Source organism: Streptococcus mitis, from assembly GCF_023109105.1.
In the GTDB taxonomy this organism is placed as follows: domain Bacteria; phylum Bacillota; class Bacilli; order Lactobacillales; family Streptococcaceae; genus Streptococcus; species Streptococcus mitis_BW.
The window spans coordinates 14,551-37,682 of record NZ_JALDTZ010000017.1; the positions used below are offsets into that span (position 1 = coordinate 14,551).

Consider the following 23,132-nt stretch of genomic DNA (forward strand, 5'->3'; position numbering starts at 1 on the left):
TATAATCTATTATATCAAAATTTTAGACAATATGTTTAAAAAAGGAGAAACTATGTTTAAAGAATGGAAAGCAATTTTTAAAAAACCAACCTTTATTATTGTCATGATAGGAATTTCTCTTATTCCAGCTCTGTACAATATCATATTTTTATCCTCAATGTGGGATCCATATGGTAAATTATCTGATTTACCTGTAGCAGTTGTCAATAATGATAAAGAGGCTTCCTATAATGGTAATAGCATGTCTATAGGAAAAGACATGGTGTCCAATTTAAAAGAAAATAAAACCTTGGATTTTCATTTTGTAGATGAAGAAGAAGGTAAGAAGGGCTTAGAAAATGGTGATTACTATATGGTAGTGACTTTACCAAGTGATTTATCTGAAAAAGCAACTTCTATTTTAACGGATCACTCAGAGCAAATGCAAATAGATTATCAGACTTCAAGTGGTCATAGTTTTATTGCAAGCAAGATGAGTGATTCTGCTATGACACAATTAAAGCAGAATGTTTCTACCAATGTAACCGAGACCTATACTAAGGCTTTATTTAACAAAATGGTAGATTTAAAGGATGGGATGAGTCAAGCAGCTTCTGGTAGTGAAAAATTAACTGATGGAGCGAATCAGTTAGCGACAGGAAGTCAAACATTAACTACTAACCTACACTCTTTAGCAGATTCAAGTGTAACATTTTCAAATGGAACGGAACAGTTTACTAAAGGATTATCCTCTTATGTCTCTGGTGTTGAACAACTTCATCTTGGCTTAGGGAATTTTAATAGTGGTTTAGTTACATATACTGGTGCAGTGAGTCAATTAGATAGCGGATTAGGCCAATTATCTTCTAAAAGTCCTGAATTAGTGAGGGGAATTAATCAATTGTATACTGGTGTAGAATCTTATACTGGCGGTGTTTCTCAGCTCAATGCTGGTCTTAATCAATTTTCATCTGGTGTTAGTGCCTACACCAATGGAGTGGGAAGTCTTGCAACAGGTGCTAATCAGTTATCCAATCAATCAGCTACACTTCGAATAGGGGTAGAGCAATTAAGTGAAGGGATTCAACAACTTTCTAGCAAGTTAGAGGCTTCGTCTGAGCAAAAAAATCAAATTAATCAATTATCCTCTGGTCTGAATCAGTTAAATCAAGCTATTCAAAATACTGATGTTGGAGATACAAGACAATTAGATTCTGTTTTATCAAGTATAGTATCTCTTTCTAATCAAATGCTAGCAAGTGCTCAGTCTGAAAAATCAACTACATTAGCAAATATTAAATCGACAGCAGCTTATCAATCATTGACAAGTGAGCAACAAGCTGAGATAAGTGCTTCTGTATCTCAAAATTCGACTGATAGTATTCAATCAGCTCAGTCAATTGTAGCTTTAGTTCAAGGTTTACAGGGAAGTTTAGAAAACTTACAAAATCAATCTTCTAATCTTTCGATTTTAAAAAATCAAGCTAATCAAGTATTACCGCTTGCTTCTACTTCTTTGACAGGATTGTCAAGTGGATTAACAGAAATACAGGGAGCTGTTAATAGCAAATTAGTTCCTGCCAGTCAGTCTATTACATCGGGTGTAAATGCATATACTGCAGGTGTCGATAAAGTTTCTAAAGGCGCAAGTCAACTAAGTGAAAAAAATTCCACCTTGACAGGTGGTTTGGACCAACTAGTTTCAGGATCAACTACCTTGACACAAAAATCTTCTAGCTTGACAGCAGGAGCTGGTCAATTAGTTGAAAAAACTCCAGAATTAGTATCTGGTATTGAAAAATTATCAACCGGATCCAATCAATTGAATCAAAAGAGTCAAGAATTGATAGCAGGAGTTGATAAATTACAGTCAGGATCTAGCCAACTAGCTGACAAATCCAGTCAGTTAATTTCAGGTGTTTTTCAATTAGAGAATGGAGCTAATAAATTGGCAGATGGAGCTGGGAAACTAGCAGAAGGTGGAACAAAGTTAACTTCTGGCTTGGAAGGTTTACAGACAGGACTTGCTTCTTTAGGACAAGGACTAGGTAATGCTAGTAATCAACTCAAGTCAGCATCAACAGAATCTAAAAATGCAGAAATTTTGTCAAATCCTCTCAGTCTTTCCAAAACTGACAATGATCAAGTTCCTGTAAATGGAGTTGCAATGGCTCCTTATATGATATCAGTTGCTCTCTTTGTTGCAGCATTATCAACGAATATGATCTTTGCGAAGTTGCCTTCAGGACGTCATCCAGAGAGCCGTTGGGCTTGGTTGAAATCTCGAGCTGAAATAAATGGTATTATAGCTGTTTTAGCAGGGATTTTGGTATATGGAGGAGTTCATCTTATTGGTCTAACGGCTAATCATGAGATGAGAACATTTATTCTCATTATCCTAACAAGTTTAGTATTCATGTCTATGGTGACCGCTTTAACAACATGGAATAGCCGTATAGGAGCCTTCTTCTCGCTTATTTTGCTTTTATTACAGTTGGCATCAAGTGCAGGTACTTATCCACTTGCTTTGACAAATGATTTCTTTAGAGCTATTAATCCCTGGTTACCAATGAGTTATTCAGTTTCAGGATTACGACAAACAATCTCTATGACAGGAAATATTCATCATCAAGTCATTTTCCTTGCCGTGATACTAGCTCTATTTACTGGTTTAGGTATGCTAGCCTATCAACCTAAGAAAATGGAAGAAGATTAAAAAATCGACCAATTAACTGGTTGATTTTTTTATGCCTTATACTCTTCGAAAATCAAGTTCAAACCATGTCAATGTCGCCTTGCCGTACTCAAGTAGAGCCTGCAGCTAATTTCCTAGTTTGCTCTTTGATTTTCATTGAGTATTAGATAACTTTCGTTTGTGACTATAGATTCCAAATAGTAAGAGAGAAGTAAAGGAACAGATTGCTCCAGTAATGAAACCATTGGGAATAAAGGAAAGTGTAATAGTTCCTTTCCCCTTAGGAACATCAACTTTCATAAATCCAGTTTGAGCTTGTTTAATTTCTATTTTCTTACCATCTTGGTAGGCAGACCAACCTTTGTCATAAGGAATGGTGAAGAAAATAGACGTATCTTGTTGGACATCATATGTAGCAAAAACCTTGTTTTTAGAAGTCGATACTGTGACAGGTTGTTCTTTGATTTTTTGAATAGCCTCAGTTAAAGTTTGAGTATCTAAACGATAGAAGGTAGGAGATTCAAATGATACTTGTGAATTTCCAGGGAAACTAACAGTAATATTGAAAGTTTTTTTCTCTTTTGTATAGCCTAGATTAAAAAAGGAGAATGTATTATCAGTTGTAAAAGTTTTCTTTTCCCCATTGACAAGAATGTCAACCTTTTTTTGTTTATCATTAGAAAAGTGAAGGTTTGTGAAAGAAAGATAAACTTGGCTGTTTTCTGGTACTTCAATTTGATACTGGATTGCTGCATCCTCATTTGAAGAACTTGTGACACTAATCAAATCATTAGTATTTTCTGTTTTGTCATAAGGGATTGGAGAAAAATAATCAAAATTGACGTTAGCAAGTTGATTTAAAAACGAGGCCTGATTATCCAAAGTGTGTTCATTGAACTTGACATTATTGTAAACAGATTGACTAGCAAAGGCAATCGGAAGAGAGAATTGATTTTCATATAGGGTAAGATTATCTTTTTGATATACATCTTGGAAACCATACTTATCAATAGGATTTTCTGAGATATTGTATTGGATACCAAATAAACTATCAGACAAAATGCTATTATTGGCATAACGGAGATTGAGATTGGTCCCAGAGGATTTAAACCCAAGCTTATCCAAAGTAGAGCTTGCTGAACGATTTCGAACAGAAGAAAATTGAGAGATTCCATTGTAGTTGAATTTCATACTGTCGTTTCCTGTCTGAGTTTCTAGTTTTTCAGTACGAGTAAATTGATTTCCAATATATGTTGAGAAAGATTCCATAGCTGGGATATCTCGATTATAAGCACTTCGAGAAGCAAATCCCCATTCCTTAGCAATTCCGTCCATTTGAGATGAAGCATTTAAGCTCATTTCAACCATTATAAATAAAGAGATTAGAATAGCAAATAGATTTACAGAGATAAATTTTTTGATAACTGCAAGGAGTAAAAGAGAATAGACAACTAAAAATTCAAGAGTAAGTAGAATATTCAAATTTGTTAAAAAAGAATAATGCGATTTTAGATAGATGGTAGCTAAAAATCCTGTTACAACAAGAAAAATCGAAGCTAAAAAATTCCATACTTTAATTTCTTTCAGACGATTTAAGACTTCTCCTGCTGTGTAAATTAACAAGGTAGAGAAAATCCAAGCATAGCGATGTAAAAACATGTTTGGAGTATGCATGCCTTGCCAAAATAAATCAAGAGCTTCAATATAAAAGCTTGCAATTAGAGATACAAAGAAAATTGCATAGATAAGTTTCACGTGAAACTTAATAGATTTAATCGTAAAAAATAAAATGGTCAAAATAAAGGGAAGTAGTCCAACAAAAATCATTGGGATAGCCCCATACTTTGTTGTATCAAAGGAACCGATAAATTGCTTAGCAAAGAGATCAAGATACCAGCTAATTTCAGTTTGAAACTTTGTAACTTCTGTCAATTTTTCCCCATGTGTCTGTAAATCAAATAGAGTAGGAAGAGTCATAATCAAACTGGCCATTCCTGCTAAAAAGGAAGTAACAATAAAATCAAGAAAAGATGATTTTCGATTTTTAAAGTCCCAAGAAATTTGGCAGAGATACCAGAAAATAAGAAACAATGCTGTCATATATCCAAAATAATAGTTTTGAATAAACAAGATTGACAGACTTGTAAAGTATAGTAGGCGCTTCTTTTGTGTTATAAGTATATGTAATCCAGTTATAATTAAAGGAATCAAGATAAAAACATCTAACCAAGTTTTTATCTCTAGTTGACTAACAGAGAAACTCATCAGAGCATAGGAAGTAGATAAAGCTAGTTTTAAAGGCTTAGGAATCGATTGAAATAATTTATTTAAACTAAAGTAAGTTGACAGTCCAATCAATCCAAATTTTAAGAGAGTTGTTAGATAGACAGTATCTGGCATATTAGTTAGATCAAAAAAGTAAACTAGTGGTGAAAGGAAACTACCCAAGTAATAACTAGATAGGGCATAGAAATTTAATCCGAGGCCACTTGTAAAGGTGTAAAACAGACTACCATTTCCATGTAGGATATTTCGTAGAGATACATCAAAAATAACGTATTGATGAAACCCATCTCCTAATAGTGGAGATGTATCACTATTCCAGTAGACACCTTGAGACAGATATACTCCTATCATAATGATTACGGGAATGATGAAAGAAACAAAATAGGTCCAATATGTTTTAAAAAATAATTTCATGTTACCTCATAAAATGTTAGAAAACTCAGCTGGTTAACCCAACTGAGTTTTGAATTAGTCTTTCCAAAGTTCTTTAACTTTTGCTTGTACTTCTGCATTCTCTAAGAATTCATCATAGGTTTCATCGATACGGTCAATGACGCCATTTTTAGACAAGACAATGATATGGTTAGCTAGAGTTTGGATAAACTCGTGGTCATGACTGGCAAAGATGATTGATTCTTTAAAGTTTTTCAATCCATCGTTCAAGCTTGAGATAGATTCCAGATCCAAGTGATTGGTTGGATCATCAAGTACAAGGACATTTGATTTTAAGAGCATAAGTTTTGAAAGCATGACACGAACTTTTTCTCCCCCTGACAAGACATTTACAGGTTTGTTAACCTCATCCCCAGAGAAGAGCATACGGCCTAGGAAGCCACGTAGGAAAGTATTGTCATCTTCTTCTTTACTTGCGAATTGACGCAACCAGTCAAGGATTGACTCTCCTCCTGCAAAATCTGCCGAGTTATCTTTTGGCAAGTAAGAACGGCTAGTAGTAACTCCCCATTTGACAGTTCCTTCATAGTCAATGTCCCCCATGATTGCACGAATTAATGCAGTCGTTTGGATGTCATTTTGTCCAATAAGAGCTGTCTTATCACCTGGACGCAAGATGAAACTAATATTATCCAAGATAGTTTCACCATCAATCTTTACAGTTAGATTTTCTACTGTCAAGAGATCATTACCGATTTCACGTTCCGCTTTAAAGTTGATGAATGGATATTTACGACTAGATGGAACAATTTCTTCAAGTTCAATCTTATCAAGCATTTTCTTACGTGATGTTGCTTGTCTTGATTTAGAAGCATTGGCAGAGAAACGGGCAACGAATTCTTGCAATTGTTTAATTTTTTCTTCTGCTTTAGCATTACGGTCTGCTAGCAATTTAGCAGCGAGCTCAGAAGATTCTTTCCAGAAGTCATAGTTTCCGACATATAGTTTGATTTTTCCAAAGTCAAGGTCGGCCATGTGAGTACATACTTTGTTTAAGAAGTGACGGTCGTGGGATACTACGATAACGGTGTTATCAAAGTCAATCAAGAAGTCTTCTAACCAAGTAATAGACTGGATATCCAAACCGTTGGTAGGCTCGTCCAAGAGAAGAACATCTGGTTTACCAAAAAGTGCTTTAGCAAGGAGAACTTTTACTTTTTCACCGTTGGCCAATTCGCTCATGTTTTGATAGTGCAATTCTTCTGGAATGTTTAGGTTTTGAAGTAATTGAGAGGCTTCGCTTTCTGCTTCCCAGCCCCCAAGCTCGGCAAATTCTCCCTCGAGTTCGGCAGCACGCACTCCATCCTCATCTGAGAAATCTTCCTTCATGTAGATAGCATCTTTCTCTTTCATAATGCTATAAAGTTTTTCATTTCCCATGATAACGACATCAATGGCACGCTCATCTTCGTAGTCAAAGTGATTTTGACGAAGTACTGAAAGACGTTCATCTGGTCCAAGAGAGATATGGCCAGTTGTCGGTTCAATATCCCCAGCTAAGATTTTTAAAAAGGTTGATTTTCCAGCACCATTGGCCCCAATCAAACCATAGGTATTTCCTTCTGTAAATTTGATGTTTACATCATCAAAAAGTTTACGATCACTAAAACGTAGTGAAACATCAGATACTGTTAGCAAAGTTTTTCTCCTATTATATGTAATACTCTAATTCTACTAGAAAATCATCAATTATTCAAATTTTTATTTGTCAATTTTTTGTAAACAAAGTTGACAACCCCTTTACGATTGAAAGGGGTAACATCTCTATTGTTTCGATAAAAAAATTATCTGTCTTTTTATCAAAAAAATGCTATAATTGAAAGGACCATATCAAAGGAGAATATTATGAGTAAACCCATTATTTTAACAGGAGATCGTCCAACGGGGAAATTACATATTGGGCACTACGTTGGTAGCTTGAAAAACCGTGTCTTACTACAAGAAGAAAATAAATATGACATGTTTGTTTTTTTAGCTGACCAGCAAGCACTAACAGACCATGCAAAAGATCCACAAACTATTGTAGAGTCTATTGGGAATGTTGCCTTGGACTATCTTGCAGTGGGATTAGATCCTAATAAAGCAACAATTTTCATTCAAAGCCAGATTCCAGAATTGGCAGAGCTCTCTATGTATTATATGAACCTAGTTTCATTAGCTCGCTTGGAACGAAATCCAACCGTAAAGACTGAAATTGCTCAAAAAGGCTTTGGTGAAAGTATTCCAACTGGATTTTTAGTTTATCCTGTTGCGCAAGCAGCAGATATTACAGCATTTAAGGCTAACTTGGTTCCAGTAGGGAATGATCAAAAGCCGATGATTGAACAAACACGTGAAATTGTGCGTTCTTTCAACCATACCTATAACTGTGATGTTTTAGTAGAACCAGAAGGAATTTACCCTGAGCACGAAGGTGCGGGACGTTTACCAGGTCTTGATGGTAATGCCAAAATGTCGAAATCACTTAATAATGGAATTTACCTAGCTGATGATGCAGATACTTTGCGTAAAAAAGTAATGAGTATGTATACAGATCCAGACCATATTCGTGTTGAGGATCCAGGTAAGATTGAAGGAAATATGGTTTTCCATTACTTGGACGTATTCGGTCGACCTGAGGATGCTCAAGAAATTGCTGAAATGAAGGAACATTATCAACGTGGAGGCCTTGGTGATGTTAAGACCAAACGTTACCTACTTGAAATCCTAGAACGTGAACTTGGTCCAATCCGCGAACGTCGCCTAGAATATGCTAAAGATATGGGTGAGGTTTATAATATGCTCCAAAAAGGTAGTGAAAAAGCTCGAGAAGTTGCTGGGCAAACACTATCAGAAGTAAAAGCTGCAATGGGTCTAAATTACTTTCACTAATGGATAAAATATGAACTATAAAACTATTTCTTCTTTAAAATAAGAGGGATAGTTTTTTATTTATTCTCTTATAAATTTAATTGACAAATTTTCATAGAATGGTATGATAGATACAATACAAAAAGCGTTTAGCTCAATAAAGAAAGAAAAGAGGAAACTTCAATGTCTAATTGGGACACTAAATTTTTGAAAAAAGGTTTTACCTTTGATGATGTATTGCTAATTCCAGCAGAGAGTCATGTGTTGCCTAATGATGCGGATTTAACAACAAAATTGGCAGATAATTTGACTTTAAATATCCCAATTATTACTGCTGCCATGGACACAGTAACAGAGAGTCAAATGGCCATTGCTATTGCTCGTGCAGGTGGTCTCGGAGTTATCCATAAAAACATGTCAATTGCTCAACAAGCAGACGAGGTTCGCAAGGTAAAACGTTCTGAAAATGGTGTTATTATTGATCCGTTCTTCTTGACTCCTGAACATACAATTGCAGAAGCAGACGAACTCATGGGACGTTACCGCATCAGTGGTGTTCCAGTTGTTGAAACACTTGAAAATCGTAAATTGGTTGGTATTTTGACAAACCGAGATCTTCGTTTTATTTCAGATTATAACCAGCCAATCTCAAACCATATGACTAGTGAAAATCTTGTTACTGCTCCTGTGGGTACAGACCTTGCAACGGCTGAGAACATTCTTCAAGAACACCGTATTGAAAAACTTCCTTTAGTAGATGAAGAAGGCCGTCTTTCTGGCTTGATTACTATCAAAGATATTGAAAAAGTTATTGAGTTTCCAAATGCGGCTAAAGATGAGTTTGGTCGTCTTCTAGTTGCAGGTGCAGTAGGTGTTACTTCAGATACATTTGAACGTGCAGAGGCTCTTTTTGAGGCAGGAGCGGATGCGATTGTTATTGATACTGCACATGGTCATTCTGCAGGTGTCTTGCGTAAAATTGCTGAGATTCGTTCTCATTTCCCAGACCGTACTTTGATTGCTGGAAATATTGCTACTGCTGAAGGGGCACGTGCTCTTTATGAAGCAGGCGTAGACGTTGTCAAGGTTGGTATTGGCCCAGGTTCTATCTGTACTACTCGTGTGATTGCTGGTGTTGGTGTGCCGCAAGTAACAGCTATCTACGATGCTGCAGCTGTTGCGCGTGAATATGGCAAAACAATCATCGCTGATGGTGGAATCAAGTATTCTGGAGATATTGTAAAAGCACTTGCTGCTGGTGGAAATGCAGTAATGCTTGGATCAATGTTTGCAGGAACAGATGAAGCTCCAGGTGAAACTGAAATCTTCCAAGGACGTAAGTTCAAGACCTACCGTGGTATGGGATCAATCGCAGCAATGAAGAAAGGTTCAAGCGATCGTTACTTCCAAGGTTCTGTCAATGAAGCAAACAAACTCGTTCCAGAAGGAATTGAAGGGCGTGTTGCTTATAAAGGAGCAGCAGCTGATATCGTCTTCCAAATGATTGGTGGTATCCGTTCTGGTATGGGTTACTGTGGTGCTGCTAACCTTAAAGAATTGCATGATAACGCTCAGTTTATCGAAATGTCAGGTGCTGGTCTAAAAGAAAGCCATCCACACGATGTGCAAATCACAAATGAAGCACCAAATTATTCTATGTAAAAAACAATGAAAAGAACTCCCGTGAAAACAGGAGTTCTTTTACAATATTGTCAAGGTTCGTTTACAGAAACTTTACCATCCTGTATAGTGAAAATACTTAGATTTTCTGGTAGATTTTGAAGATGATCTAAGCTTGTTGTTGTAATAAAGGTTTGGATTGAATGAGAAATCGTTTCTAATAATTTTAGTTGTCTAGTGTTGTCAAGCTCGCTCATAACATCGTCAAGCAGTAATATTGGAGATTCTGTAGTAATACTTTCCATTAATTCGATTTCTGCTAATTTTATCGAGAGAACGAGACTACGATGTTGACCTTGGCTTCCAAAACTAGCATCCATCCCATTTATATAAAAAGAAATGTCATCTCGATGAGGACCAACACCAGTATTCTTTTTAAATACATCTCTGGATCTACTTTTTTCTAAAGCAATTTTGAAAGATTCTGATAAGTCTTCTTTGTCAGTTAACTTGACAGAAGATTGATAGGATATTGACAGTTCTTCAATATGATTAGAGAGTTCAAAATGTTTCTTACGGCCAAAATGTTCTAGTTTTTTTATGAAATCTAAGCGGTGATTCATTACACGACATCCATAATCGACTAGCTGATCATCTAGTACTGAAAGGAAGGTTTCATCTATTGTTTGAGCTGATTTTAGATAAGTGTTCCTTTGTTTTAGGATATGGTTATAATTGGTTAAATCTGATAAATAGATTGGCTTAATTTGCCCAAGCTCCATATCAATGAATTTTCTTCGAACCGAAGGTGCTCCTTTAATTAGTTGTAAATCTTCGGGAGCAAATAAGACAACATTCATGTGTCCTACATAATCTGAAAGTCGTGCCTGTTTTAAGTGATTCACTTTTGTAACACGTCCTTTTTGTGTTAGTTCAATTTCGAGAGGGATGGATCCCGTTTTTTTCTGAACAAGACCTGAAAGATGAAGTTGTTCCTCATCAAAATGAATGAGATTTTTATCTGTTCGAGTTCGATGACTACGTGTTAAGGCTAAAAAATAGATAGCCTCTAACATATTTGTTTTACCTTGTGCATTACGTCCTAAAAAGACATTTAATTTAGGATTAAAGTCTATTTTCGTCTCTTTATAGTTACGAAAAGTTTTGAGAGATAGGTGTTGTAGCCACATGATTATCTACCAGGGAATCGTGGAGCTTGTTTGCTTTTGGGTGATGAAGTAGGTTTTGATTTATCTTTTTTTACTCCCTTATTCATCTCCTTAACAAGTTTAGTGATTCGTTCTTTTTCAACTTTATCAGCTTGATATTCCTCTTGCTCCTCAGAAGTAGGTTGTGTCAACAAGATGTCAATATTCATGTTAGGGATGTCAATTTTATCACCAATGCGAAGTTTTTTACCACGACGACTCTCTAATTCCCCATTAAAGTAAACAGAATGTTCAGAGAGAAATGATTTGATAGCTCCTCCGCTATGTGTAATTCCAAGCTCTTTGAGTAGTGCTTGGAGAGTAATAAATTCTTCAAATAATTTGTATTCCATAATTCACCTCAATCTTTGGTATTATACCATATTTTCCTAAAAATAGTGAGAGAAACAGGGAGAAATGTAAGCGATTTTTATTTCAAAAGTGTTACAGAGAACAAGAAAATTTCAGGTTTTCGTGATATAATAGAAGTCTGTATATAAGGAGGTAAATCATGGAGTTAGTGCATGGAATTTCAACACATTTTATCCAATCAAAAAAGTTTAAAACGAACAAAATCACCGTGCGTTTTACCGCTCCATTATCCCTCAATACGATTGCAGGTCGCATGTTGAGTGCGAGTATGCTAGAGACTGCTAATCAGATGTACCCCACTTCTCAAAATTTGAGAAGACATTTGGCCAGTTTATACGGTACAGATATGTCAACCAATTGTTTCAGAAGAGGGCAAAGTCATATTGTAGAATTGTCATTTACCTATGTTCGTGATGAGTTTTTAAGTAGGAAAAATGTGCTAACTTCTCAGGTTTTTGAACTTGTAAAAGAAACTATTTTTTCACCTGTAGTAGTTGATAATGGGTTTGATCCGGGTTTATTTGAAATTGAGAAAAAGCAATTGCTAGCAAGTTTAGCAGCTGATATGGATGATTCTTTTTATTTCGCACATAAAGAATTAGATAAATTATTTTTTTATGATGAACGTCTCCAATTGGAATACAGTGATTTACGAAATCGTATTTTAGTTGAAACTCCACAAAGTTCTTATTCTTGTTTTCAAGAATTTTTGGCCAATGATCGAATCGATTTCTTTTTCCTAGGTGATTTTAATGAGGTCGAAATTCAAAATGTATTAAAATCATTTGGCTTTAAAGGTCGAAAGGGAGATGTGAATGATCAGTATTGTCAACCTTATTCCAATATTCTTCAGGAAGGGATGGTTCGGAAAAATGTGGGGCAATCCATTTTGGAATTAGGTTATCATTGCCCTTCCGAATATGGTGATGAGCAACATTTACCTATGATTGTAATGAATGGTTTACTTGGTGGATTTGCTCACTCTAAACTATTTACAAATGTCCGTGAAAATGCTGGATTGGCTTATACTATTTCAAGTCAGCTCGATTTGTTTAGTGGATTCTTGAGGATGTATGCTGGTATCGATCGAGAAAATCGGAACCAGGCTCGTAAAATGATGAATAATCAACTGCTTGATTTAAAAAAAGGATATTTTACAGAGCTTGAGTTAGAGCAGACCAAGGAAATGATTCGTCGGTCTTTGTTACTTTCTCAAGATAATCAAAGTTCATTGATTGAACGTGCTTATCAAAATGCCTTACTTGGAAAATCTTCAGCAGATTTTAAAAGTTGGATTGCAAAACTCGAGCAAGTTGACAGAGATGCTATTTGTAGAGCAGCTAGTAATGTGAAACTACAAGCAATTTACTTTATGGAAGGAATAGAATGACAAAGGTTGTTTTTGAAGAAAAATACTATCCAGCTGTAAAAGAAATGGTTTATCGAGCTCGTTTGTCAAATGGGTTGACAGTTTCTCTTTTGCCTAAAAAGGAATTTAAAGAGGTTTACGGGAGTGTAACTGTCCAGTTTGGTTCAGTAGATACACTTGTCACAGAATTTGACAGAGGTGTAAAACAATATCCTGCAGGAATTGCTCACTTTCTTGAACATAAATTATTTGAGAGAGAAGATTCTAGCGATTTGATGTCGGCTTTTACGAGTCTAGGTGCAGATAGTAATGCCTTTACAAGTTTTACAAAAACAAACTATCTTTTTTCATCGACGGATTATCTCTTAGAGAATTTAGATTTACTGGATGAATTGGTAACATCAGCACACTTTACTGAAGATTCCATTTTAAGAGAGCAGGATATTATTCAGCAAGAACGAGAAATGTATCAAGATGATCCAGATTCGTGTTTATTCTTTTCAACTTTAGCGAATCTGTATCCTGGCACACCTTTAGCAACTGATATAGTTGGAAGTGAGGAATCAATTTCCCAAATCAATTTAACTAATTTGCAAGAAAATTTTACAAGATTTTACAAACCTGTAAACATGTCTCTGTTTTTAGTTGGCAATTTTGATGTGGAGCTAGTTCAGGACTATTTTGAGAGAAAAGAACTGGAAGATTTAGATGTTCAGGAACTAGCAAGAGGAAAGTTTGTTTTACAGCCTGTAAAGCAAACAGACAGCATGAGGATGGAAGTATCTTCTCCCAAACTAGCGATTGGAGTTAGAGGTAAGCGAGAAGTTGCTAAGGCAGATTGCTACCGATATCATATTTTATTAAAATTATTGTTTGCAATGATGTTTTGTTGGACTTCGGATCGTTTTCAAAAATTATATGAATCAGGTAAAGTAGATGCTTCCTTATCTCTTGAAATTGAAGTAACAAGTCGCTTTCATTTTGTTATGTTGACAATGGATACAAAAGAGCCAGTTGCTTTATCTCATCAGTTTAGGAAGGCTATTCGTAATTTTACAAAGGATTTAGATATTACAGAGGAACATTTAGACATTATCAAAAGAGAGATGTTTGGAGAATTTTTCAGTAGCATGAACTCTCTTGAATTTATTGCAACGCAATATGATGTTTTTGGAAAAGGTGAGACAATTTTTGATTTGCCGAAGATTTTACAGGAAATTACTTTAGAGGATGTCCTTGATGCTGGACATCATTTAATAGATGATGGTGATATAGTTGATTTTACAATATTCCCATCGTAGCAATCTATCATAATAGACACTAGAAAGAAGGAATGACAAGTATGAGGAAAAAAACAATTGGTGAGGTTTTACGTTTAGCTAGAACCAACCAAGGGTTAACTTTAGAAGAATTACACAAAAAAACAGAAATTCAGTTGGATATGTTGGAGGCAATGGAAGCTGATGATTTTGATCAACTTCCTAGTCCCTTTTATACTCGTTCTTTTTTGCGAAAGTATGCGTGGGCAGTTGAGTTAGATGAGCGAATTGTCTTGGATGCTTATGATTCTGGGAGCATGATTACCTATGAGGAAGTAGATGTTGATGAAGACGAGTTGACAGGTAGAAGACGTTCAAGTAAGAAAAATAAGACATCATTTTTACCTTTATTTTATTTTATACTCTTTGCATTATCGATTGTCATTTTTGTGACTTATTATGTTTGGAATTATCTCCAGACTCAACCGGAGCGTTCATCTGCGTCTAGTTATAGTGTAGTCCAAGTAATAAGCTCGACTAGTTCTGTAACTTCATCTTCAAGTAGTAGTTCATCAAGTAGCTCTTCAAATATGGAACCTGCTATAGGTGTATCAGGTGAAGGAAATAGAGTAGAAGTTGCTTATAAAACGAGCAAAGAAACTGCAAAATTACAATTATCAGTCTCAGATGCTAGAAGTTGGGTTAGTATTTCAGAAAGCGATCTTGAGGGTGGTGTGACCTTATCACCGGATAATAAAAGTGCGGAAACAACAGTTTCAACAAAAAATCCTGTGACCATTACTTTAGGTGTTGTCAAAGGCGTTGCCTTAACAGTAGATAATCAGACTGTTGACTTATCAAAATTAACAGCTCAGACTGGAAAAATCACTGTAACCTTTACTAAAAATTAAGGAAAAACGAATGAAAAAAGAACAAATTCCAAATCTCCTAACAATAGGTCGAATTCTCTTTATACCTATTTTTATCTTTATTTTAACGATAGGAAATTCGATAGAGGGTCATATAGTGGCAGCTATTATCTTCGCTGTTGCCAGTATTACCGACTATTTAGATGGATATTTAGCACGTAAATGGAATGTGGTCAGTAATTTCGGTAAATTTGCAGATCCTATGGCAGATAAACTACTAGTTATGTCGGCTTTTATTATGCTGATTGAGTTAGGTATGGCTCCGGCTTGGATTGTTGCAGTGATTATTTGTCGTGAATTAGCTGTTACAGGTTTAAGGCTTTTATTGGTTGAAACTGGTGGAACAGTTTTAGCAGCAGCAATGCCTGGAAAAATTAAAACTTTCAGTCAGATGTTTGCCATTATTTTCTTGCTATTACACTGGACTTTGATTGGTCAAGTTCTACTTTATGTAGCCTTGTTTTTCACTATCTACTCTGGCTATGATTATTTCAAGGGTAGTACCTATGTATTTAAAGGGACATTTGGTTCGAAATGAAATCAATAATTGATGTAAAAAATCTTTCTTTTCGTTATAAGGAAAGTCAGGAATACTATGATGTGAAAGATATTACGTTTCACGTGAAACGTGGAGAATGGCTTTCGATTGTAGGGCATAATGGTAGTGGTAAATCAACTACTGTCCGGTTAATTGATGGCTTATTGGAAGCGGAATCTGGAGAGATTGTAATTGATGGTCAACGGTTGACTGAGGAAAATGTTTGGAATATACGTCGTCAAATCGGTATGGTTTTTCAAAATCCAGACAATCAATTTGTTGGAGCGACTGTTGAAGATGATGTCGCCTTTGGTTTGGAAAATCAGGGCCTTTCTCGTCAAGAAATGAAAAGGAGAGTGGAAGAAGCTCTGGATTTGGTTGGCATGTTGGACTTTAAAAAGAGAGAGCCAGCGCGTCTATCAGGTGGCCAAAAGCAACGTGTGGCTATTGCAGGTGTTGTAGCTCTAAGACCAGCTATTTTAATCCTAGATGAAGCGACAAGTATGTTGGATCCTGAGGGACGAAGAGAACTCATTGAGACAGTAAAAGGAATTCGAAAAGACTATGATATGACAGTCATTTCCATTACTCATGATTTGGAAGAAGTTGCCATGAGTGATCGTGTATTGGTCATGAAAAAAGGATCGATTGAATCAACTAGTAATCCAAGGGAGCTTTTCTCTCGAAATGATTTAGATCAAATTGGATTAGACGATCCTTTTGCTAATCAATTAAAACATTCTTTGAGCCAGAATGGCTATGATTTACCTGAAAATTATTTGACAGAAAGTGAGCTAGAGGATAAGCTATGGGAATTGCTCTAGAAAATGTGAGTTTTACGTATCAAGAAGGGACTCCCTTAGCTTCAACAGCTTTGTCAGATGTTTCTTTGATGATTGAAGATGGTTCTTATACGGCTTTAATTGGCCACACAGGTAGTGGTAAATCAACTATTTTACAACTGTTAAATGGTTTGTTGGTTCCAAGTCAAGGGAGTGTGCGGGTTTTTGATACCTTAATCACCTCGACTTCTAAAAATAAAGATATTCGTCAAATTAGAAAACAGGTTGGCTTGGTATTTCAGTTTGCTGAAAATCAGATTTTTGAAGAAACGGTTTTGAAAGACGTTGCTTTTGGCCCGCAAAATTTTGGAATTTCTGAAGAAGATGCGGAGAAGATTGCGCGTGAGAAACTGGCTCTGGTTGGAATTGATGAATCACTTTTTGATCGTAGTCCGTTTGAGCTGTCAGGTGGACAAATGAGACGTGTCGCCATTGCAGGCATACTTGCCATGGATCCAGCTATATTAGTCTTAGATGAACCCACAGCAGGCCTAGATCCTCTGGGGAGAAAAGAGTTGATGAATTTGTTCAAAAAACTCCACCAGTCAGGGATGACTATTGTCTTGGTAACGCATTTGATGGATGATGTTGCTGAATATGCAAATCAAGTCTATGTGATGGAAAAGGGACATTTAGTTAAGGGTGGTAAACCAAGTGATGTCTTTCAAGATGTTGTCTTTATGGAAGAAGTGCAGTTGGGAGTACCTAAAATTACGGCCTTTTGTAAACGATTGGCTGATAGAGGCGTGTCATTTAAACGATTACCGATTAAGATAGAGGAGTTCAAGGAGTCGCTAAATGGATAGTATGATTTTGGGGCGTTATATCCCAGGGGATTCGATTGTTCACCGATTGGATCCGCGTAGTAAATTACTGGCTATGATGCTACTGATTTTAATTGTTTTTTGGGCTAATAATCCCTTGACGAATCTAATTCTTTTTATAGCGACAGGGATATTTATTGCCTTGTCAGGAGTATCTCTTTCATTTTTTATTCAGGGCTTGAAGTCTATGTTTTTCTTGATTGCCTTCACAACTATTTTCCAACTGTTTTTCATTTCTAATGGGAATGTTTTATTTGAGTTTTCGTTTGTGAGAATAACAGATTATGCTTTGCAACAAGCTGGAATTATCTTTTGTCGCTTTGTATTGATTATTTTCTTTTCTACTTTGTTAACCTTAACGACCATGCCCTTAAGTTTGGCATCAGCTGTCGAAGCTTTATTAGCGCCTTTAAAGCGTGTGAAAGTTCCAGTTCATGAAATTGGTTTGATGCTGTCTATGAGTTTGCGTTTTGTTCCGACCTTAATGGATGATACGACGCGGATTATGAATGCACAGAAAGCGCGTGGAGTGGATTTTGGAGAAGGAAGCATTGTTCAAAAAGTAAAGGCGATGATTCCTATTTTGATTCCTCTTTTTGCGACAAGTTTAAAACGTGCAGATTCCTTGGCTATTGCCATGGAAGCGCGTGGTTATCAGGGTGGAAAAGGCAGAAGTCAATACCGACAATTGGAATGGACTCGAAAGGACACGCTGACCATTCTTGTTATTATCATACTTGGTGCTTGCTTGTTTTTCTTAAAATCTTAGTAGCTTTTAAAGCATTGATTAAAAGTTACTGTAACAGTTTTTGATATAAAGGTAGGGATATGAACCGTTTTAAAAAATCAAAATATGTCATTATTGTTTTTGTCACTGTTCTGCTTGTGTCAGCTCTCTTAGCGACGACTTATTCAAGTGCAATTGTTACAAAATTAGGAGATGGAATCTCATTGGTTGATAGAGTTGTACAAAAACCTTTTCAGTTGTTTGATTCTGTCAAATCAGATTTGGCTCACTTGACACGAACATATAATGAAAATGAAAGTTTGAAGAAACAGATTTACCAATTAGAAGTTAAATCAAATGAGGCGGAAAGTTTAAAGACGGAAAATGAACAACTGCGCCAATTACTTGATATGAAGTCCAAATTGCAAGCTACAAAGACTTTAGCAGCAGATGTAATTATGCGTTCTCCGGTATCTTGGAAGCAGGAGTTAACCCTAGACGCAGGCAAATCAAAAGGGGCTTCTGAGAACATGTTAGCCATTGCAAATGGTGGTTTGATTGGAAGTGTTTCAAAAGTAGAGGAGAACTCTACTATGGTAAACCTACTGACAAATACGGAAAATGCTGATAAGATTTCGGTTAAAATTCAACATGGTTCTACTACAATTTATGGAATTATTGTTGGCTATGACAAGGAAAATGACGTTCTCAAAATTAGTCAATTAAATAGTAATAGCGATATTAGTGCGGGAGATAAGGTGACAACAGGTGGATTAGGAAACTTTAATGTTGCGGATATTCCAGTTGGTGAAGTGGTTGCTACAACGCATAGTACGGACTATTTGACACGAGAAGTAACTGTTAAATTGAGTGCAGATACGCGTAATGTGGATGTGATAGAATTAGTGGGGAATTCATAATGAGACAGTTGAAGCGGGTTGGAGTATTTTTATTGCTTCCTTTCTTTGTTCTAATTGATGCCCATATTAGTCAGCTTCTGGGCTCATTTTTTCCCCACGTGCAGTTGGCTAGTCATTTTCTATTTTTATTTCTCTTATTTGAGACGATTGAAGTATCAGAGTATCTCTATTTAGCCTATTGTTTTGTAGTGGGTCTGGTTTATGATATTTACTTTTTCCACTTGATAGGGATTGCGACTCTGTTATTCGTCTTGTTGGGGGCATTTCTCCATAAATTTAATAGTGTTATTTTATTGAATCGTTGGACGAGAATGTTGGCAATTATTGTCATGACTTTTCTATTTGAGATGGGAGCTTATATACTTGCAATAGTGGTAGGTCTAACTGTGGATAGTATATCTTTGTTCATAGTCTATAGTTTAGTGCCATCAATGATTTTGAACCTTATATGGATGATTATTTTTCAGTTTATTTTTGAAAAATTTTACCTATAAGAAAGAAATAAAAATGTAACAAAGGCGTAATATTCATTAGGCCTTTTTTTGGTATACTAGTATTGTCTTTAAAAGAAGGAGTATCTACGTAATATGAAGAAAAAAATCTTAGCGTCACTTTTACTAAGTACAGTAATGGTTTCTCAAGTTGCTGTTTTAACAACTGCGCATGCAGAAACTACTGATGACAAAATTGCTGCTCAAGATAATAAAATTAGTAATTTAACAGCACAACAACAAGAAGCTCAAAAACAAGTTGATCAAATTCAGGAGCAAGTATCTGCTATTCAAACAGAGCAATCAAACTTGCAATCTGAAAATGATAGACTACAAGCAGAATCTAAAAAGCTTGAGAGTGAAATTACAGAACTTTCTAAGAATATTGTATCTCGTAATGATTCATTGCAAAAACAAGCTCGTAGTGCTCAAACAAATGGAGCTGCAACAAATTACATCAATACAATTGTAAACTCAAAATCAATTACAGAAGCTATTTCACGTGTTGCTGCAATGAGTGAAATAGTGTCTGCAAACAACAAAATGTTGGAACAACAAAAAGCAGATAAAAAAGCTATTTCTGAAAAACAAGTAGCCAACAATGATGCAATTAATACAGTTATTGTAAATCAGCAAAAACTAGCTGATGATGCTCAAACATTAACTACAAAACAAGCTGAATTGAAAGCTGCAGAATTGAATCTTGCTGCTGAAAAGGCTACTGCAGAGGATGAAAAAGCAAGTTTACTTGAGAAAAAAGCTGCAGCGGAAGCAGAAGCTAAAGCAGCAGCAGAAGCAGAAGCAGCTTATAAAGCTAAACAAGCAAGTCAACAACAAACAGTCGTTGCTTCTGGGAATACAACTTTTACAGCAGAAGTTCAAGCAGTATTTACTGCTTCTTCATCTGAATCATCTTCAAGTAGTGCTTCAACAGAATCAACAAGCTACACTCCTGCACCAGTAAAACATCGTCCAACATACAGTACAAACGCTTCAAGTTATCCAATTGGTGAGTGTACATGGGGAGCTAAAACATTGGCACCTTGGGCTGGAGATTACTGGGGTAATGGAGCACAGTGGGCTACAAGTGCAGCTGCTGCAGGATTCCGCACAGGATCTACACCTCAAGTTGGTGCCATTGCATGTTGGAATGATGGTGGATATGGACACGTAGCCGTGGTTACAGCTGTTTCATCATCAACAAGTATCCAAGTATCTGAATCAAACTATGGTGGAAACCGTACAATCGGAAACAAACGTGGATGGTTCAATCCTACTACAACTTCAGAAGGTTTTGTAACATATATCTATCCAAACTAATGAATAAAACGAAGAGGCTCGATTTGAGTCTCTTTTATGATTTATATAGTGAACTTACTCTAAAAATCTACTAAAATCGCTTGAAAATATTGAAAAAGTATGGTAGAATGAAACTTGTCGTGTGAACGATAATACTCATTCTTGATGAATTGTGAAACAGTTGCCCTTGGGTCGTTTTGCGAGTTGAAGTCAAGAAGAGGAAAAAAACAAAAAGGAGAAATACTCATGGCAGTAATTTCAATGAAACAACTTCTTGAGGCTGGTGTACACTTTGGTCACCAGACTCGTCGCTGGAACCCTAAGATGGCTAAGTACATCTTCACTGAGCGTAACGGAATCCACGTTATCGACTTGCAACAAACTGTAAAATACGCTGACCAAGCTTACGATTTCATGCGTGATGCAGCAGCTAACGATGCAGTTGTATTGTTTGTTGGTACCAAGAAACAAGCAGCTGATGCAGTTGCTGAAGAAGCAGTACGTTCAGGTCAATATTTCATCAACCACCGTTGGTTGGGTGGAACTCTTACAAACTGGGGAACAATCCAAAAACGTATCGCTCGTTTGAAAGAAATCAAACGTATGGAAGAAGATGGAACTTTCGAAGTTCTTCCTAAGAAAGAAGTTGCACTTCTTAACAAACAACGTGCACGTCTTGAAAAATTCTTGGGAGGTATCGAAGATATGCCTCGTATCCCAGATGTGATGTACGTAGTTGACCCACATAAAGAGCAAATCGCTGTTAAAGAAGCTAAAAAATTGGGAATCCCAGTTGTAGCGATGGTTGACACAAATACAGATCCAGATGATATCGATGTAATCATCCCAGCTAACGATGACGCTATCCGCGCTGTTAAATTGATTACAGCTAAATTGGCTGACGCTATCATCGAAGGACGTCAAGGTGAAGATGCAGCAGCAGTTGAAGCAGAATTTGCAGCTTCAGAAGCTCAAGCAGATTCAATTGAAGAAATCGTTGAAGTTGTAGAAGGCGACAACGCTTAATTTATATAAATAGTAATTACCTAGGAGGGCGGGGCTTAGCCCGGCTCTCCTATTTTTAAAAAATATAGGAGAATCAAAATGGCAGAAATTACAGCTAAACTTGTAAAAGAGTTGCGTGAAAAATCTGGTGCCGGTGTTATGGACGCTAAAAAAGCGCTTGTAGAAACAGACGGTGACATCGAAAAAGCGATTGAATTGCTTCGTGAAAAAGGTATGGCTAAGGCAGCTAAGAAAGCTGATCGTGTTGCTGCAGAAGGTTTGACTGGTGTTTATGTTAACGGTAATGTTGCAGCAGTTATTGAAGTAAACGCTGAAACTGACTTCGTTGCGAAAAACGCTCAATTCGTTGAATTGGTAAATACTACAGCTAAAGTTATTGCTGAAGGAAAACCAGCTAACAACGAAGAAGCTCTTGCTTTGACAATGCCTTCAGGTGAAACTCTTGAAGCTGCATATGTGTCTGCAACAGCAACTATCGGAGAAAAAATCTCATTCCGTCGTTTTGCTTTGATTGAAAAAACAGATGCACAACACTTTGGTGCATACCAACACAACGGTGGCCGTATCGGTGTTATCTCTGTGATCGAAGGTGGAGACGATGCTCTTGCAAAACAAATCTCAATGCATATCGCTGCAATGAAACCAACTGTTCTTTCATACACTGAATTGGACGAACAATTTGTGAAAGATGAATTGGCTCAATTGAACCACGTCATCGACCAAGATAACGAAAGCCGTGCAATGGTTGGTAAACCAGCACTTCCACACTTGGCATACGGATCAAAAGCTCAATTGACTGATGAAGTAATCGCTCAAGCTGAAGCTGACATCAAAGCTGAATTGGCTGCAGAAGGCAAACCAGAAAAAATCTGGGACAAAATCATCCCAGGTAAAATGGATCGCTTCATGCTTGATAACACTAAAGTTGACCAAGCTTACACACTTCTTGCACAAGTCTACATCATGGATGACAGCAAGACAGTTGAGGCATACCTTGAATCAGTTAACGCTTCAGTAGTTGAGTTCGCTCGCTTTGAAGTTGGTGAAGGTATTGAGAAAGCTGCAAACGACTTCGAAGCTGAAGTTGCAGCTACAATGGCAGCAGCCTTGAATAACTAATAATTTAAAAGGAAGCTAAATTGCTTCCTTTTTTGGCTCTTTGTCAACTGTAGTGGGTTGAAGAAAAGCTAATCTCGAGAAAGGACAAATTTCGTCCTTTCTTTTTTGATATTCAGAGCGATAAAAATCCGTTTTTTGAAGTTTTCAAAGTTTCGAAATCCAAGTGCATTGCGCTTGATAAGTTTGATGAGATTATTCGTAGCCTCCAGTTTTGCGTTGGAATAGGGTAACTGAAGGGCATTGACGATTTTTTCTTTGTCTTTGAGAAATGTCTTAAAGACAGTCTGAAAAAGAGGATGAACCTGCTTTAGATTGTCCTCAATGAG

Annotated in this window: 20 protein-coding genes; 15 read left to right on the forward strand and 5 right to left on the reverse strand. The window is 36.5% G+C overall.

Features of this window, described 5'->3' with window-relative positions; translation table 11 throughout:
- The first annotated feature begins 52 nt into the window (after nt 1-52).
- On the forward strand, nt 53-2,695 hold the full coding sequence (locus M1F37_RS08730; RefSeq protein ID WP_247935495.1) for a YhgE/Pip domain-containing protein: 2,643 nt from the start codon (nt 53-55) through the stop codon (nt 2,693-2,695).
- A gap of 132 nt (nt 2,696-2,827) precedes the next feature.
- Here M1F37_RS08730 and M1F37_RS08735 read toward each other — a convergent pair whose 3' ends face one another.
- Entirely contained in the window at nt 2,828-5,374 is a 2,547-nt protein-coding gene (locus M1F37_RS08735; RefSeq protein WP_247935496.1) for a YfhO family protein, read from the reverse strand.
- Nucleotides 5,375-5,428: 54 nt separating this feature from the next.
- Nucleotides 5,429-7,051 (reverse strand): ATP-binding cassette domain-containing protein, encoded by a 1,623-nt coding sequence (locus tag M1F37_RS08740; protein WP_000958774.1) that lies wholly within the window; start codon nt 7,049-7,051, stop codon nt 5,429-5,431.
- 207 nt (nt 7,052-7,258) lie between these two features.
- Here M1F37_RS08740 and trpS point away from each other — a divergent pair, with 207 nt between their 5' ends.
- Together trpS and guaB are read left to right on the forward strand one after the other, a co-directional pair.
- A complete protein-coding gene (trpS, locus tag M1F37_RS08745; RefSeq protein ID WP_006149093.1) occupies nt 7,259-8,284 on the forward strand; it encodes a tryptophan--tRNA ligase in 1,026 nt (341 codons plus the stop codon).
- A gap of 162 nt (nt 8,285-8,446) precedes the next feature.
- Entirely contained in the window at nt 8,447-9,925 is a 1,479-nt protein-coding gene (guaB, locus tag M1F37_RS08750; protein ID WP_247935497.1) for an IMP dehydrogenase, read from the forward strand.
- A 50-nt stretch (nt 9,926-9,975) separates the two neighbouring features.
- Here guaB and recF read toward each other — a convergent pair whose 3' ends face one another.
- On the reverse strand, nt 9,976-11,073 hold the full coding sequence (recF, locus tag M1F37_RS08755) for a DNA replication/repair protein RecF (protein WP_247935498.1): 1,098 nt from the start codon (nt 11,071-11,073) through the stop codon (nt 9,976-9,978).
- Nucleotides 11,074-11,075: 2 nt separating this feature from the next.
- A complete protein-coding gene (yaaA, locus tag M1F37_RS08760; protein ID WP_247935499.1) occupies nt 11,076-11,444 on the reverse strand; it encodes a S4 domain-containing protein YaaA in 369 nt (122 codons plus the stop codon).
- 158 nt (nt 11,445-11,602) lie between these two features.
- On the opposite strand from yaaA, the gene yfmF reads away from it, so the two are divergent.
- The 12 genes from yfmF to tsf all read left to right on the forward strand — a co-directional run bounded on the left by yfmF (nt 11,603) and on the right by tsf (nt 22,806).
- Nucleotides 11,603-12,853, forward strand: a complete 1,251-nt coding sequence (yfmF, locus tag M1F37_RS08765) for an EF-P 5-aminopentanol modification-associated protein YfmF (protein ID WP_247935500.1) — start codon at nt 11,603-11,605, stop codon at nt 12,851-12,853.
- A complete protein-coding gene (yfmH, locus tag M1F37_RS08770) occupies nt 12,850-14,133 on the forward strand; it encodes an EF-P 5-aminopentanol modification-associated protein YfmH (RefSeq protein ID WP_247935501.1) in 1,284 nt (427 codons plus the stop codon). Before yfmF ends, yfmH begins: the two co-directional genes overlap by 4 nt.
- A 41-nt stretch (nt 14,134-14,174) precedes the next feature.
- Entirely contained in the window at nt 14,175-15,002 is an 828-nt protein-coding gene (gene rodZ / locus M1F37_RS08775) for a cytoskeleton protein RodZ (RefSeq protein WP_247935502.1), read from the forward strand.
- Nucleotides 15,003-15,012: 10 nt separating this feature from the next.
- The gene (gene pgsA / locus M1F37_RS08780; RefSeq protein ID WP_247935503.1) at nt 15,013-15,558 is read left to right on the forward strand and encodes a CDP-diacylglycerol--glycerol-3-phosphate 3-phosphatidyltransferase; all 546 of its coding nucleotides are present in this window, start codon (nt 15,013-15,015) and stop codon (nt 15,556-15,558) included.
- Nucleotides 15,555-16,382 carry an energy-coupling factor ABC transporter ATP-binding protein gene (locus M1F37_RS08785; RefSeq protein WP_247935504.1) on the forward strand — a complete coding sequence of 276 codons (828 nt, stop codon included), beginning with the start codon at nt 15,555-15,557 and terminating at the stop codon, nt 16,380-16,382. Before pgsA ends, M1F37_RS08785 begins: the two co-directional genes overlap by 4 nt.
- Nucleotides 16,367-17,206, forward strand: a complete 840-nt coding sequence (locus tag M1F37_RS08790) for an energy-coupling factor transporter ATPase (RefSeq protein WP_247935505.1) — start codon at nt 16,367-16,369, stop codon at nt 17,204-17,206. Before M1F37_RS08785 ends, M1F37_RS08790 begins: the two co-directional genes overlap by 16 nt.
- Nucleotides 17,199-17,993: an energy-coupling factor transporter transmembrane component T family protein gene (locus M1F37_RS08795; RefSeq protein WP_247935506.1), complete on the forward strand. Its 795-nt coding sequence runs from the start codon at nt 17,199-17,201 to the stop codon at nt 17,991-17,993. Before M1F37_RS08790 ends, M1F37_RS08795 begins: the two co-directional genes overlap by 8 nt.
- A gap of 59 nt (nt 17,994-18,052) precedes the next feature.
- Nucleotides 18,053-18,871, forward strand: a complete 819-nt coding sequence (gene mreC, locus M1F37_RS08800) for a rod shape-determining protein MreC (RefSeq protein ID WP_247935507.1) — start codon at nt 18,053-18,055, stop codon at nt 18,869-18,871.
- The gene (mreD, locus tag M1F37_RS08805; protein ID WP_247935508.1) at nt 18,871-19,365 is read left to right on the forward strand and encodes a rod shape-determining protein MreD; all 495 of its coding nucleotides are present in this window, start codon (nt 18,871-18,873) and stop codon (nt 19,363-19,365) included. The genes mreC and mreD overlap by 1 nt, the downstream gene beginning before the upstream one ends.
- Before the next feature lie 93 nt (nt 19,366-19,458).
- Nucleotides 19,459-20,682 carry a peptidoglycan hydrolase PcsB gene (gene pcsB / locus M1F37_RS08810; RefSeq protein ID WP_247935509.1) on the forward strand — a complete coding sequence of 408 codons (1,224 nt, stop codon included), beginning with the start codon at nt 19,459-19,461 and terminating at the stop codon, nt 20,680-20,682.
- A gap of 225 nt (nt 20,683-20,907) precedes the next feature.
- Nucleotides 20,908-21,687: a 30S ribosomal protein S2 gene (gene rpsB, locus M1F37_RS08815; RefSeq protein WP_000268459.1), complete on the forward strand. Its 780-nt coding sequence runs from the start codon at nt 20,908-20,910 to the stop codon at nt 21,685-21,687.
- Between the two features lie 78 nt (nt 21,688-21,765).
- Nucleotides 21,766-22,806 carry a translation elongation factor Ts gene (gene tsf, locus M1F37_RS08820; RefSeq protein WP_247935510.1) on the forward strand — a complete coding sequence of 347 codons (1,041 nt, stop codon included), beginning with the start codon at nt 21,766-21,768 and terminating at the stop codon, nt 22,804-22,806.
- Between the two features lie 68 nt (nt 22,807-22,874).
- On the opposite strand, the gene M1F37_RS08825 is transcribed toward tsf, so the two are convergent.
- Nucleotides 22,875-23,132: transposase (locus M1F37_RS08825; protein WP_247935511.1), on the reverse strand; the 258-nt coding region annotated here is incomplete at its 5' end.

Bases quoted from the DNA above. Each gene is read 5' to 3' on its own strand.
- tsf (WP_247935510.1), top strand. From the start codon at position 21,766: ATGGCAGAAATTACAGCTAAACTTGTAAAAGAGTTGCGTGAAAAATCT.
- yaaA (WP_247935499.1), bottom strand. From the start codon at position 11,444: ATGGAATACAAATTATTTGAAGAATTTATTACTCTCCAAGCACTACTC.
- pcsB (WP_247935509.1), top strand. From the start codon at position 19,459: ATGAAGAAAAAAATCTTAGCGTCACTTTTACTAAGTACAGTAATGGTT.
- M1F37_RS08735 (WP_247935496.1), bottom strand. From the start codon at position 5,374: ATGAAATTATTTTTTAAAACATATTGGACCTATTTTGTTTCTTTCATC.
- mreC (WP_247935507.1), top strand. From the start codon at position 18,053: ATGAACCGTTTTAAAAAATCAAAATATGTCATTATTGTTTTTGTCACT.
- M1F37_RS08795 (WP_247935506.1), top strand. From the start codon at position 17,199: ATGGATAGTATGATTTTGGGGCGTTATATCCCAGGGGATTCGATTGTT.
- rpsB (WP_000268459.1), top strand. From the start codon at position 20,908: ATGGCAGTAATTTCAATGAAACAACTTCTTGAGGCTGGTGTACACTTT.
- pgsA (WP_247935503.1), top strand. From the start codon at position 15,013: ATGAAAAAAGAACAAATTCCAAATCTCCTAACAATAGGTCGAATTCTC.
- mreD (WP_247935508.1), top strand. From the start codon at position 18,871: ATGAGACAGTTGAAGCGGGTTGGAGTATTTTTATTGCTTCCTTTCTTT.
- yfmF (WP_247935500.1), top strand. From the start codon at position 11,603: ATGGAGTTAGTGCATGGAATTTCAACACATTTTATCCAATCAAAAAAG.
- M1F37_RS08790 (WP_247935505.1), top strand. From the start codon at position 16,367: ATGGGAATTGCTCTAGAAAATGTGAGTTTTACGTATCAAGAAGGGACT.
- guaB (WP_247935497.1), top strand. From the start codon at position 8,447: ATGTCTAATTGGGACACTAAATTTTTGAAAAAAGGTTTTACCTTTGAT.
- yfmH (WP_247935501.1), top strand. From the start codon at position 12,850: ATGACAAAGGTTGTTTTTGAAGAAAAATACTATCCAGCTGTAAAAGAA.
- rodZ (WP_247935502.1), top strand. From the start codon at position 14,175: ATGAGGAAAAAAACAATTGGTGAGGTTTTACGTTTAGCTAGAACCAAC.
- M1F37_RS08730 (WP_247935495.1), top strand. From the start codon at position 53: ATGTTTAAAGAATGGAAAGCAATTTTTAAAAAACCAACCTTTATTATT.
- M1F37_RS08785 (WP_247935504.1), top strand. From the start codon at position 15,555: ATGAAATCAATAATTGATGTAAAAAATCTTTCTTTTCGTTATAAGGAA.
- trpS (WP_006149093.1), top strand. From the start codon at position 7,259: ATGAGTAAACCCATTATTTTAACAGGAGATCGTCCAACGGGGAAATTA.
- recF (WP_247935498.1), bottom strand. From the start codon at position 11,073: ATGTGGCTACAACACCTATCTCTCAAAACTTTTCGTAACTATAAAGAG.